General features: G+C 48.2%; 13 protein-coding genes. 12 read left to right on the forward strand and 1 reads right to left on the reverse strand.

What is annotated here, in order from left to right; all coding sequences use genetic code 11:
• The 6 genes from ACJMLT_RS02355 to ACJMLT_RS02380 form a co-directional block, all read left to right on the forward strand.
• Nucleotides 1-261: hypothetical protein (locus ACJMLT_RS02355; RefSeq protein WP_405726006.1), on the forward strand; the 261-nt coding region annotated here is incomplete at its 5' end.
• A gap of 56 nt (nucleotides 262-317) precedes the next feature.
• Nucleotides 318-1,283: a peptidyl-prolyl cis-trans isomerase gene (locus tag ACJMLT_RS02360; RefSeq protein ID WP_405726009.1), complete on the forward strand. Its 966-nt coding sequence runs from the start codon at nucleotides 318-320 to the stop codon at nucleotides 1,281-1,283.
• A gap of 125 nt (nucleotides 1,284-1,408) precedes the next feature.
• Nucleotides 1,409-2,230: an EFR1 family ferrodoxin gene (locus ACJMLT_RS02365; protein WP_405726012.1), complete on the forward strand. Its 822-nt coding sequence runs from the start codon at nucleotides 1,409-1,411 to the stop codon at nucleotides 2,228-2,230.
• Between the two features lie 159 nt (nucleotides 2,231-2,389).
• Nucleotides 2,390-3,073 carry a polyphosphate polymerase domain-containing protein gene (locus tag ACJMLT_RS02370; protein WP_405726039.1) on the forward strand — a complete coding sequence of 228 codons (684 nt, stop codon included), beginning with the start codon at nucleotides 2,390-2,392 and terminating at the stop codon, nucleotides 3,071-3,073.
• 15 nt (nucleotides 3,074-3,088) lie between these two features.
• On the forward strand, nucleotides 3,089-3,766 hold the full coding sequence (locus tag ACJMLT_RS02375; protein ID WP_405726015.1) for a DUF4956 domain-containing protein: 678 nt from the start codon (nucleotides 3,089-3,091) through the stop codon (nucleotides 3,764-3,766).
• Between the two features lie 23 nt (nucleotides 3,767-3,789).
• The gene (locus ACJMLT_RS02380; protein ID WP_405726042.1) at nucleotides 3,790-5,757 is read left to right on the forward strand and encodes a CotH kinase family protein; all 1,968 of its coding nucleotides are present in this window, start codon (nucleotides 3,790-3,792) and stop codon (nucleotides 5,755-5,757) included.
• Nucleotides 5,758-5,786: 29 nt separating this feature from the next.
• On the opposite strand, the gene ACJMLT_RS02385 is transcribed toward ACJMLT_RS02380, so the two are convergent.
• A complete protein-coding gene (locus tag ACJMLT_RS02385; protein ID WP_405726018.1) occupies nucleotides 5,787-6,434 on the reverse strand; it encodes an adaptor protein MecA in 648 nt (215 codons plus the stop codon).
• A 153-nt stretch (nucleotides 6,435-6,587) separates the two neighbouring features.
• Between ACJMLT_RS02385 and ACJMLT_RS02390 the strand changes: the two genes are divergently transcribed.
• The 6 genes from ACJMLT_RS02390 to prmC all read left to right on the forward strand — a co-directional run bounded on the left by ACJMLT_RS02390 (nucleotide 6,588) and on the right by prmC (nucleotide 13,153).
• A complete protein-coding gene (locus ACJMLT_RS02390) occupies nucleotides 6,588-8,204 on the forward strand; it encodes a CvpA family protein (RefSeq protein ID WP_405726021.1) in 1,617 nt (538 codons plus the stop codon).
• 218 nt (nucleotides 8,205-8,422) lie between these two features.
• Nucleotides 8,423-9,520: a LysM peptidoglycan-binding domain-containing protein gene (locus tag ACJMLT_RS02395; protein ID WP_405726024.1), complete on the forward strand. Its 1,098-nt coding sequence runs from the start codon at nucleotides 8,423-8,425 to the stop codon at nucleotides 9,518-9,520.
• Nucleotides 9,521-9,535: 15 nt separating this feature from the next.
• Nucleotides 9,536-10,903 (forward strand): transcription termination factor Rho, encoded by a 1,368-nt coding sequence (gene rho / locus ACJMLT_RS02400; RefSeq protein ID WP_405726027.1) that lies wholly within the window; start codon nucleotides 9,536-9,538, stop codon nucleotides 10,901-10,903.
• A gap of 157 nt (nucleotides 10,904-11,060) precedes the next feature.
• Nucleotides 11,061-11,264 carry a 50S ribosomal protein L31 gene (rpmE, locus tag ACJMLT_RS02405; RefSeq protein WP_405726030.1) on the forward strand — a complete coding sequence of 68 codons (204 nt, stop codon included), beginning with the start codon at nucleotides 11,061-11,063 and terminating at the stop codon, nucleotides 11,262-11,264.
• A 121-nt stretch (nucleotides 11,265-11,385) separates the two neighbouring features.
• Nucleotides 11,386-12,300 carry a DUF1385 domain-containing protein gene (locus ACJMLT_RS02410; protein WP_405726033.1) on the forward strand — a complete coding sequence of 305 codons (915 nt, stop codon included), beginning with the start codon at nucleotides 11,386-11,388 and terminating at the stop codon, nucleotides 12,298-12,300.
• The gene (prmC, locus tag ACJMLT_RS02415) at nucleotides 12,284-13,153 is read left to right on the forward strand and encodes a peptide chain release factor N(5)-glutamine methyltransferase (protein WP_405726036.1); all 870 of its coding nucleotides are present in this window, start codon (nucleotides 12,284-12,286) and stop codon (nucleotides 13,151-13,153) included. Before ACJMLT_RS02410 ends, prmC begins: the two co-directional genes overlap by 17 nt.
• Nucleotides 13,154-13,243 lie beyond the last annotated feature (90 nt).

Below are 13,243 nucleotides of genomic sequence, written 5' to 3' on the forward strand. Positions count from 1 at the left end.
CTGGAAGTGGTGCTGGTGAAGGCGGAAGCCCATGATATGGGCATTACCTCCATCACCCAGAAACATGGGAATATCCTGCTGGAATTCAGACCCCAGCCCAATATCGACGTAGGGAAACTGATGCAGATGATCGCGGCGGCCAAGGGGAAATATCTGTTCACCGCCGGCGCAAATCCTTATCTGACCATCAAGCCTGCCAGAGGGGAAGGCGACAAACCTCTGCAGCTGATCAAAAATTTCTTTGAAGCATTGAAAGCATGATGCTTTCTGGGTATAATAAAGCCACTACGAAATTTTTGCGAAAGAAGGTTTGATATATGAAAAGAAAGAAGAAAGGACTGCTGGGGATCCTGCTGGCAGGGCTGCTGTGCCTGACGGCCTGCGGCGGAAGTGCCGGTTTCAAGGATGAAGCGGTTTTGAAGATCAATGATCAGGAGATCATGCGGTCGGAATATATGGTATATCTTTACACCACCACAAAAAGTTTTGTTTCTGCGGCGGGGCAGGATGTCTGGAGCATGGATTTTGACGGACAGACCGCCGATGAACTGGTGGAGGAAAGAACCATCAGCACCATCCAGAGCGTGATCGCTGCCAAAGAATATGCGGCGGCCAACGGCATTGCCCTGACGGAGGAACAGAAGGCAGAAGCCAAGACGGCGGTGGAACAGTTTATGGCCGGCGTTTCGGAAGGAGATCTGGCAAAGATGGGGGTGGATGCAGAAAAACTGCAGCCCCTGATGGAAGATTCTTATCTGTATACTCTGGTGCATCAGGAGATCGCCGCGGAATGTGACGTGGATGCAGGGGATATGGAGGCCTATTATCAGACCAATAAAGAGCAGCTGAAAAAAGATTACACTTCTCTGAAACTGCAGACGATTTTGCAGGATGACGGGGAAAAAGCGGCTGAGGCAGCGGATCGGGCGAAAAAAGGAGAAGATTTCGCTTCTCTGTTTGAAGAATATGATATTGACCCTGCGGCAGAAAACGGCGGCGAAATGACGGTGTACCAGACCTATCTGGAAAACAGCTTTGGTCTGACAGATGAAATGGAAGCCGGCGATGTGGCAGGCCCTCTGCAGATCGGCGAGGGATACTTCATTCTGAAAGCGGTAGAAAAAACCGTGCCGACAGAGGAAGAAGTGAAGGAACTGGCGGAAAGCAATTACTGCACCGAGGTGCAGACATCTTATACAGAAGCCCGCTTTGCGGAACTGATGAAGGGGCAGACTGTGGAAAAAATGGCAGATGTCTGGGAGACACTGGAAAAATTTCATTGATACCAGAAAGGCGTTTTGAAAAGACTTCAGAACGCCTTTTTCTTAGGTTGAAAAAAGGAAAAGAATAAGATATGATGAGGAAAACAGAACTTTTTTTGTAACACAAGGGAACAGGAGGCGTGATTATGGAGATGAAAAAAGTATGGGCCATGTATTTCAGCCCAACAGGGGGAACGGAAAAAGCCGTAAAAACAACAGCAAAAACTCTGGCAGAAAAACTGGATCTGCCTTTGGATGTATATGACTGGACACTGCCCGGTGTGCGTGAAAAAGAGGCTGTGTTTGGCGAAGGGGATATCGTTGTCTGCGGTACGCCTGTCATTGCAGGTCGTGTGCCCAATGTGCTGCTGCCTTATCTGAACGAAAAGGTGAAGGGTAATGGTGCGCTGGCGGTGCCTGTGGTTTCCTTCGGCAACCGTAACTTTGACGATGCCCTTATTGAACTGAGAAACATTCTGGAAGCAGATGGCTTCAAAACGGTGGCCGGCGGTGCTTTCATCAGTGAACATTCCTTCTCCAAAACACTGGCTGCAGGCAGACCCGATGCAAAGGATCTGGCAAGCATGCAGGAATTCGGCGAAAAGATCGCAGAAAAACTCATGGGCGGCTGGGTATATGAAGGCCCTGCCTATGTGAAGGGCAATGACCCCATCCATCCTTACTTCAAACCTCAGGACAGACATGGGGAGCATATCGATATCCGTAAGGTAAAACCCAAGGTGAATGACGATTGCTGCGGATGCGGCATCTGTGCAACGGTTTGCCCCATGGGTTCCATCAACCCTGAAAATGTGCGGGAATATCTGGGCATCTGCATCAAATGCTGTGCCTGCGTGAAGAAATGTCCTTCTCAGGCGAGATATTACGATGATCCCGGCTATATTTATCATAAGGAAGAACTGGAAGAGCTCTACGAAAGAAGAGCAGAACCGGAATGGTTTGTATAAAACGGGAAAAGGAGCCTGCACCCCGAAAGGGGTGCAGGATTTTTTTATTCTTAAAAAATTTTTAATTTTTGTCTTACCTGTTTTTAACAATCGGATAAGTACGGTCTAATTTCCCTTTTTTATACTGGAAGCGTGAAGAATGGGAGGTGAATGAGGTTGATGAAAGAAAAATGGAGACAGGAGCTGAAATATGCCCTGACGGAGGCGGACAGTGTGCTGATGGCATCCCGGTTGTCTGCTTTCATGCAAAGGGACAGCCATTTACACGGCAGAAAAGAATATGTGGTGCGCTCCTTGTATTTTGATAACTTATATGATAAAGCCCTGCGGGAAAAACTTTCCGGCGTTGCCGTTCGTGATAAATTCCGTATTCGTTATTATGATTACGATCAGTCCTTTATTCGGCTGGAGAAAAAAAGCAAGCGATATTCTCTGGGACACAAATATCAGTGTCGTTTGACAGCGGAAGAAGTGGAACGACTGCTGCAGAATGACTGGGAATGGATGGTGGAGGATGCCCGTCCGCTGGTAAGGGAACTGTATCTGAAAATGAAACTGGAAACGTTCCGCCCCTCGGTCATTGTGGATTACCGCAGAGAGGCTTTTCTATATGAGCCGGGCAATGTGCGCATCACCTTTGACAGGAATGTGCGTTCCAGCAGAAATGTGAGGGCGTTTTTTCAGAAAGAGGTGCCGACGGTGCCTGTGCTGCTCGACGGAAAGTGCATCATGGAAGTGAAGTATGATGATTATCTGCCGGATGTGGTGAGCAGAACGATTTTGACAGCGAAAAACAAAGCGCAGGCCTATTCCAAATTTGCAGCCTGCAGGATCAATGGATAAAAAGGAGAGATGAAAATGACAACATTCAACGATATTTTTCAGAGCAACTTTCTGGAAAGTTTCAGCACGTTTTCTTTGACAGACACACTGCTTTCTCTGGGGGCAGCCTTTCTGATCGGTCTGTTTATTTATTATGTTTATCAGAAAACGTACAGTGGTGTGCTTTACAGCCGCAGTTTCAATGTTTCTCTGATCGCCATCCTTCTGGTGACCACGCTGGTCATCAGCGGCGTGACCAGCAACGTGGTGCTGTCTCTGGGTATGGTGGGCGCCCTGTCCATCGTTCGTTTCCGTACAGCAGTAAAAGACCCCATGGATCTGGTGTTCCTGTTCTGGGCACTGGCAGAAGGGATCCTCTGCGGTGCAAGCCTCCTGCCTCTGGCACTGATCGGCTGTCCTGTGCTGGGTGTGTTCCTGCTGGTATTTTCCAACAGACAGCAGCAGGATAATCCTTATCTCATCATCATCCGCCTGACAGACGGCGAACAGGAAGGTTCTGTGGAAGAGGTACTGAAAAAAGAAGTCAGAAAAATGCTGCTGAAATCCAAAACCATCACAGGCGGCGTTGGCACAGAGCTGATCTATGAGATCCGCCCCAATGACAGCAATACGGCATTCCTCAATGCCATCAGCAAGATGGAAGGCGTGGAATCTGCAGTGATGGTAAGTTATGACGGCAATTATGCAGCGTAAGGAAGGGAGGAACCTCCTTGAAAGTGCTGAAAGAATATAAGGCGATCCTTCTGGCAGGGCTGGCGGTGGTGCTGTTTTTCGCGGCGGCGTATTTCGTCATGGGCAATGTGGAGCCGAAGGGCAAATTTACCTACGGCGCGCATCTGTTTCAGGAAGACACTGTCAGCGAAATCAACATTGAAATCGAGGAAGCCGACTGGCAGAAACTATTGGAAAACCCTCTGGCGGAGGAATACTATCGGGCGGATGTGACCATCAACGGAGAATTGATGGGGAATACAGCCATCCGTACCAAAGGCAATACCAGCCTGACCTCCGTTGCAAATTCGGAGTCCGATCGGTATAGTTTCAAGCTGGATTTTGATTATTATGATAATAATGGCAATTACCACGGCCTGCGGAAACTCTGCCTGAATAATAACTATGCGGATAACAGCAATATGCGGGAATATATCTGCTATCAGATCATGGCGGACATGGGGCTTCCCGTGCCTCAGTGCGGCTACAGCCATATCACCGTAAATGGTGAGGAATGGGGGCTGTATCTGGCGGTAGAAGCAGTGGACGAAGTCTTCCTGCAGACAAGATTTGCAGATGCCACGGGTGACCTTTACAAGCCCGAGGGTATGGGCGGCACAGGGGCTGACCTTGTGTATCGCGGCGATGATATTTCGGTTTATACCAACCTGAATCTGAAAACAAATCTGGAATCTTCCGATGGCAGTGAGATCATTGCCCTGATGAAGGCACTGGAAAGCGGAGAAGGGCTGGAAGAGGTGCTGGATCTTGAAAATGCGCTGAAATACATTGCGGCAAATGTGGCTCTTGCCAACTTTGACAGTTATCTGGGCGGCACCACCCATAACTACTATCTGTATGAAGAAAATGGTGTCTTTTCTGTGATCCCCTGGGATCTGAATCTGGCCTTTGGCGGCTTTGGCGGCAGCAAGGTGGATATCTATGAACCGGGCGGCGGCTTTGGCATGGGCGGTCCCGGCGGAAAAGGCGGTGCAGGAGCAGAAAGAACAGAAGAAACAGAAAAAATCTCCGAAGGAACGGAAAAACAGCAGAAAGGCGTACAGAAACAGAAGCCTGCAATGGGCGAAAAGCCAGCTTTTGAAGGAGAAGCGCCTGACTTCGGCAGAGAAATGCCTGCGTTTGAAGGGAAAGCGCCCAATTTCGGCGGCGAGATGCCAGCCTTTGATGGGAAAGCGCCCGACTTTGGCGGCGAAAAGCCAGCTCTTAATGGAGAAGCGCCTGATTTTGGCGGCGAAATGCCTGCGTTTGATGGGGAAGCCCCCGATTTTGGCGGCGGCATGCCTGCGTTCGGCGGCAGTGATGGAAAACCTCTGGTGGACACCCTGCTGGCAAATGAAACATACCTTGCAATGTACGAAGGGTATCTGCAGGAAATGACAGATACGTATCTGACAGAAGCATATATGGCGGAGAAGGTAACGGAGATCCATGATCTGATCGCGCCCTATGTCAAACAGGATGCAACGGCTTTCTATTCCTATGAAGAATTTGAACAGGGCTGTTCTGTTGATCCGGAAGATCCCTATTCTCTGGTCTATTATGCGGTGAATATGGCGGAAAGCATCAGAACACAGATTGCCGGCGGAGAACCGACCTTTGATACCGGCAGCATGCAGGGCGGCGGTATGTTTATGGGTGGAAAAGGTCCTGACTTCGGGGGTGAGATGTCCGACTTCGGCGGCGAGATGCCTGCTTTTGGCGGCGAGATGCCTGCTTTTGATAGGGAAGCCCCCGATTTTGGCGGTGAAATGCCTGCGTTCGGCGGCGGAAAGCCTCCCTTTGACAGAGAAATGCCGGATTTTGCAGGGGGAAAGCCCGGTATGCCCGGTGAACGCGGAAAGCAGCCCGTAGAGATCAGAGAAGTCTTGCCGAAGATGGCGGCCTGCGGCGGCATTTTTGCGGCAGGACTGATCGTGGCAGTCTTTTATAAACGGAAGAAAGATCTGAAATAAAAAAGAACCCTCTACGGGTTCTTTTTGTTTTATGCTCCAAAAGTTTTTGCCAGAGCCTTTACGGCTTTGCTTGCAATGATGGTTTCCCCATGTTCCAGCAGATAATATTTTGCCAGAGGTGTGGAAACGTGCTTTTGACCGTATTCCTTCAGTATCAGTTCCAGTTCGGCAGAAGATTCTTCTGCAGTGTATGTATCTCCCTGCAGCACAAGGAAATACTTGCCTTCGTTTTTATAAACGCCGCTTTCCCCTTTGAAACTGCCATCCAGACGGAGGCTGACATGGATCACATCATCCAGTGCGGAGAAGGAATAGATCAGGATATCGGAATTTTTTTCTTCTGCATGTTCCAGTGTGTCCAGCGGTTTCTTTTTCCAGCGGCGGCTTTCCTGCGCCTGCTGCAGCAGGTCGGCAGAGTCTTTTTTGTCTTTGTTGTTTACTTTTGTTACGATGATCATGATGCCTTCTGTGCCCATGGGTACGGCTTCCACCATCAGTGGTGTGTTTTCGGAAACGAAGTCTTCTTCATCCAGCGCCTGTTCCATGATATCGCGGAACAGTTTCTGTGTTTTTTCGGAAGGCGTGATGAGGTCTTCCAGTCGGATGTCTCTTTCTTTCAGATCATCTTTTGTCAGTGTCAGTTTCAGCTGATTTTCGCTGATTCTTTCAATTTTCATATGGTCACTCCCTTATTTGGATTTCAGGGAAACGGTCCGATTTTCACTATACAATCTTTTGGATTTATAGTATAGTATATGCAATTGGCGGGAAGATGTAAAGAGGAGAAAACCGCCATTTTTCTGAATTTTCTGTGAACGGAGGAAGAAAAATTGAAAAAATCCCGTACGATTTTATTTGTTCTGACCCTGCTCATCTGGGCGGGCATGTATTACTACTATCTGCCGGCTTTGAATATCCATGCGGAAGAAAGCTGGATGTTCTTTGTGGCGGCGGTGCTGGTGGGGTTGGTGCTGAATTTCTGGCCCATCTTCAAGATGCTGTTTCTGGAAAGAAATGGTGTGGTCGTAGAGAAAGCGGAAAAAATCAAAGCAGCAAAAAAGGTTCTGATCGTTCCTGCGGTACTGGTTGCCATCTATGGTGTGGGGATGCTGCTGTCCTCTCCCATCCTGCGGGCGGGAGCCTACAGAGAACTGCTGGATGTGCAGACAGGCGATTTTGCCAGCGATATCCATGAGGTAAATTATAATCAGATCCCTATTCTGGACAGTGATTCTGCAGCCAGACTGGCGGAAAGAGAAATGGGCAGCATGGTAGATATGGTTTCTCAGTACGAAGTCAGCCCTTATTTCAATCAGATCAACTATCAGGGCAAGCCTGTCCGCGTAACACCCCTGCAGTATGGCGACCTCATCAAGTGGTTCACCAACCGCAGCACGGGCGTCCCTGCCTATATCAAAATCGACATGACCACACAGGATGTAGACCTGATCAAACTGCATGAGGGCATCAAGATCTCTCCTTTTGAACATTTCGGCAGAAATCTGAATCGCTATATCCGTTTCCGCTATCCCACAGCCATGATCCGCGCTTATAACTTCGAAATCAATGATGAAGGGGTACCTTACTGGGTATGCTCTGTGGAGGATAAGACCATCGGTCTTTTTGGCGGTACAGATATCAAAGGTGCTATCATCATCAATGCGGCAACAGGGGAACACAGCTATTATGATGTGAAAGATGTCCCCACGTGGGTGGATAAGGTATATGATTCCTCCCTGCTGATCGAGCAGTATGATTACTATGGCACGCTGGTCAATGGTTTCATCAACAGCATTTTCGGACAGAGGGGCTGTCTGATGTCTACAGAGGGCCACAACTACATTGCCCTGAATGATGACGTGTGGCTGTATACCGGCGTTACTTCCATTGGCGGCGACGAATCCAACGTTGGTTTCGTGCTGATGAATTCCAGAACAAAGGAAACCAAATATTATCAGATCTCCGGGGCAAAGGAATATTCCGCTATGTCTTCTGCAGAGGGGCAGGTGCAGCATCTGAATTATGTGGCTACTTTCCCCATTTTGCTGAATATTGCCGACGAACCCACTTACTTCCTTTCTCTGAAGGATAACGCAGGGCTGGTAAAGAAATATGCCATGGTCAATATTGAAAAATATCAGATTGTAGCCATCGGGGATACGGTGGCAGAGTGTGAGAAAACATACCGCAGTCTGATGGCGGATGGCGGCATCAGCAATGTGGATACCTCTAAGGCCCAGACCATCACAGGAGCCATCACCATGATGAAGGACCTCGTTTCCGAAGGAAATACCTATTGGTATCTGATGCTGGAAGGCAGTGATGCGCTGTTTGAAGGCAAAGCCAAGGAACATCTGGAAATCATGAAAAAACAGGTGGGCAGCACTGCTACGGTGGAATATGTTCCCCGGAGCGAAGAGGTAAATACCATCCTTTCTGTGAAGTAAAAGAAGGAGAAAAAAGCAGATTTTTCGTAAAAATCATTACGGAGGGTCTGCTTTTTGATTGTTTGGAAATGAAAAATCTTTCTTACAAATCTTTGAATTTCTGCCACTTTGGTTGACACTTCGCCAATTAAATTGTAAAATAACAAGATATAATGCGAATATTGCGTGAAATTGTATGTTTTTATAGATTGAGATTATTTTCTACGGAGGTTAGAATCATGAGTGATGAAAGATTCGAAAGCAGAAATGCTTCTAAAGGTATGAGTGACACAGATAAAGGCTACTATGAAGACCTGTATACAGATCTGCCCAAGGAAGTGGTGGATATCCTGATGCAGACTCACCCCCTGATGGGTAAAAACGACAATGATGCAGAAGCAACTGCATATCGTTCCCGCCGTCCCCAGAGAAGGGAAGACGTGGAAGAAGTCAGAGAAGCAAGAATGCAGCAGGTAAGCTATGAAATCAACGAAGTGAGCAGAGCACCTCAGCAGGAGGGCGACCCTACTCGTTACGTTTCCCGTCGTGCAAGAAATACAGGTATCGTTTCCGAAGATCTGCCCACACCCAGAGCAACTACAGTAAATGATGACGAATTTGATGACGGCATCCAGTATGTGAGCGTAATGCCTGCGAAGAGAAAATCTAAAATTGTGGAAGAAGTGACTCTGCAGACAACAGCAGCACCTCAGAAACGCGGCAAAAAGGCAAGAAAAGAAAGAGAAGAAATGCCTTTCCACAATATGGGCAGAGATCCCAGAGATAACCGCCCCCGCTACGAAGATGTAGACTTCGAAGAAAGAGCAAAACAGGAACATCTGGACAGTCTGTATGATGACGATTACGATGATGACGATTATGGTACAGGCAAAGGCAAACTGGCGATCATTCTGGGTATCGTTGGCCTGATCCTGATCATTTTCCTGATCTTCCGTACTGTAAGTCTGGGCAGTAAACTGGAAGAAGCACAGAACCAGCTGACACAGTCTCAGGAATACAAAGAAAAATACGAAGCGATTCAGCTGGAAAAAATGCAGCTGGAAGAAAAACTGGATGCGATCCAGAACCCTAACGGCAGCGCAGGCGAAGGTGACAATGCTGATGAAGATGCAGACAGCAATTCCGATGACAGCAGCAATGCATCCACTGGCGCAGGTAAGGAATACACCATCAAAGACGGTGATACTCTGTGGACCATCGCACAGAGCCAGCTGGGCAACGGCGCAGATTATCAGAAGATCCTGGATGCCAACGGCATGAAGGAAAGCGATGCACTGAAACCCGGTAACAAGATCAAAATCCCCGCAGCAAACTAAGTGAGGAGAACGAGCATGAGTGAACTGGAAAAGAAAACTCTTGCGGAATTGAAAATAACAGCGGCGGAAATGGGCTTAAAGTCCATTTCCGGGCTGAAAAAAAGTGAATTGATAGAGAAGATCGAAGCGAAGCAGTTATCCATGGAACAGAAAGATGCACCAACGGAAGCTGCTTCTGGTTTTTCTCAGGAAAAAAACGAGGAAATTCCGCAGGAAACAACAGAAAGAGAAAAACAGATTTTTGAAGAAACGGGAGAAGGCATTCTGGAAGTGCTTCCTGATGGCTATGGTTTTTTGCGCGCAGAAAACTGTTTGCCCGGCATCAATGATGTGTATGTTTCTCCTGCCCAGATCCGCAGATTCAACCTGCGCACAGGGGACAGAGTGAAGGGGATCATCCGTCCTCCCAGAGAAGGAGAAAAGGTGGGCGGCCTGATCTATGTGCAGACAGTCAATGGGGATGCGCCTTTCCTTGCCATCCGCAGACCGAACTTTGAAGACCTGACACCTATTTATCCCGAGGAAAAACTGAGACTGGAAACGGAAAAGGATGAACTTTCCGGCCGTATCATTGATCTGATTGCCCCCATCGGCAAAGGCCAGAGGGGTATGATCGTAGCCCCTCCGAAAGTGGGGAAGACCATTCTGCTGACAAAGATGGCCAATGCCATCACAAAAAATCATAAGGAAGTACACCTTATCGTTCTGCTGATCGACGAACGACCCGAAGAGGTAACGGATATCCAGCGTTCCATCGAAGGGGAAAATGTACAGATCGTATATTCTACCTTTGACGAAGAGCCGGAGCATCATAAAAAGGTAACGGAAATGGTTCTGGAGCGGGCAAAACGCATGGTGGAACAGGGGAAAGACCTGGTCATTCTGCTGGACAGCATCACCCGTCTGGCAAGAGCCTATAACCTGACCATTCCCCCCAGCGGCAGAACATTATCCGGCGGTCTGGATCCTGCAGCCCTGTATATGCCGAAAAAATTCTTCGGCGCAGCCAGAAATATCGAAAACGGCGGCAGCCTGACCATCCTTGCCACCGCTTTGGTAGACACCGGCAGCAAAATGGATGAGGTGGTCTTTGAAGAATTCAAGGGCACCGGCAACATGGAACTGGTGCTGGACAGACGCATGGCGGAACGCCGCATCTTCCCTGCGGTGGATATTATCAAAAGCGGCACCAGAAGAGAAGAAAAACTCTTCAGTCCCGCGGAATTGGAATGTAATTATGCCCTGCGCCGTATGGCGGCTGCACTGAGCAGCACCGATATGACAGAGGGCTTTTTTGACCTGATGCGCAAGACGAAAAATAATCAGGAGTTCATGGAGCGCCTGCCTGTCTGGGAAAAAACGCTGGGTCTCCATGAAAAATGAGAATGTATTTGAAAAAAAACTGTTTAAAATGGGAAAAACGTTGTTTTTTCAAGGATTTCTAGTTGCAAAAATGTTTTGACTGTGTTAAAATACCCATGTTGTCTATAAATAACATTGGATTATTGATCAACAAGTATTGAAAATGAGGTGAAAGAAAATGCGCGAAGGTATCCATCCCGAATATCATCAGGTAACAGTAAGATGCAACTGCGGTAACGAATTCGTTACAGGCTCTACAAACAAAGAAATCAGAGTCGAAGTTTGCTCCAAATGCCACCCCTTCTACACAGGCAGCCAGAAACTGCTGCTGGAAGCTGGCGGTAGAGTTGAAAAATTCAACAAAAAATACGGCAGAAAATAATCATGAAAATCAAAGGGCGGAGCAATATGCTCCTGCCCTTTTTTTCGATAGTGGACAAATATTTCGTTTGTCCCATGTCGAAAGAAAGGGACAGGATCCTTTTCGAAAGGAGGTTTTTGGTATGGCTGAAAAATGTACAACCATCGGCGGGCAAGCCGTCATCGAAGGCGTTATGATGCGCGGGAAGAAAATATATGCACTGGCGGTAAGAAATCCCGAAGGGGAAATCGTTGTAGAAAAGAAACCTGTCATCAGTATGAATAAAGGGCTGTTCAAACTGCCTATTTTCAGGGGGATGGCGGCTTTTGTAGATTCTCTGGTGAATGGTACAAAAATTTTGATGCGCTCTGCGGAAATTGCAGGGGAAGGCTGGGAGGATGAGGAGCTCTCTCCTTTCGAACAGTGGCTGATGGATAAATTTGGCGACAAGGTCACGGATATTCTGATCTATTTCAGCGTGTTCGTTTCTCTGATACTGGGTATGACGCTGTTTTTCGTGCTGCCCGTTGCCATCGGGAATCTGTTCAAGGCGTTCGTTCCTGCATGGGGGCTGGGCGTTGTGGAAGGGCTCATCCGTATCGGTATCTTTCTGGGGTATCTGTGGCTGATCTCTAAAATGAAGGAGATCCAGCGGGTGTTCCAGTACCATGGCGCGGAGCATAAAACCATCGCCTGCTTCGAAAGCGGCAAGGAACTGACTGTGGAAAATGTACGCCCCTGTACCAGACTGCATAAACGCTGCGGCACAAGCTTCCTGCTGTTCGTTATGCTGATCTCCATGGTGGTGTTCTTCTTTGTCAGAACCGATGTATTTCTCATCCGTCTGATCACAAGAATCTGTCTGGTGCCTTTCATTGCGGGCATTTCCTACGAAGTGCTGCGCTGGGCAGGCAGATCTGAAAATATTATCGTAAGAGTGCTGAGCGCGCCCGGTCTGGCTCTGCAGAAGCTGACCACATCCGAGCCCGATGACAGCCAGATCGAATGTGCCATTGCGGCCATGAAAGGGGTTCTGGAAGATGAGCCTGAAGAATAAAACCATTGCAGAAACATTAAGAGAAGGAAAACTGCGTCTGAAGGCGGCAGGCAAGGAGGCCTACGCCTTTGAGGCGGAACTGCTGCTGGAAAAAGCCGCCGGTCTGAACCGTACGGCTTTATTTTTGCGTGGAGAAGAAGTGCTTTCCGCGGAGGTTCTGGCTGTATATGAAGGCTATCTTTCCGAAAGAGAGCAGGGCAGACCCACCCAGTATATTCTCGGCGAATGGGAATTTATGGGTCTTCCTTTTTCCGTTGGCGAAGGCGTTCTGATCCCCCGCGGAGATACGGAAGTATTGGTGGAGACCATTCTGGAAAAACAGCAGACAGAGCCGATGCAGTCCATTCTGGATATTGGCACAGGCAGCGGCTGCATCCCCATCAGTCTGGGGCATTACGGCAGATTTGAACATATTATGGCAGTGGATATCAGCCCCAAAGCATTGGGCTATGCCACAAAAAACGCTGCGAAAAACAAGATCAACATTGATTTTTACGAAAGTGATCTGTTCACAGACCTGCCTGCGGAATGGAAAGGCAAACTGGATGCCATCGTTTCCAACCCGCCCTATATCCCAAAAAAGGACATTGCAGAACTGATGACAGAAGTAAAAGACTTCGAACCCATGAACGCGTTGGATGGCGGCGAAGACGGTCTGGATTTTTACCGCGCCATTGTGGAACAGGGGAGAGAATGGCTCGTGGACGGTGGATGGCTGTTCTTTGAGATCGGTTACGATCAGGGGGAAGACCTGAAGAAATTACTGAATGAATTTGGATATACTGAAATTGAGGTGCGGCAGGATCTGGCAGGTCTGGACAGAGTTGCACTGGGAAGAAAGGGGGCAGTCTGATGTTAGACCGTTTGGCAGAAATTGAAATCAAATACGGACAGTTGGCAGATCAGATCAATGACCCCGATGTGATTGCCAACCAGACCCAGT

It is taken from the genome of Anaerotignum sp. (genome assembly GCF_045122575.1).
In the GTDB taxonomy this organism is placed as follows: Bacteria; Bacillota; Clostridia; order Lachnospirales; family Anaerotignaceae; genus Anaerotignum_A.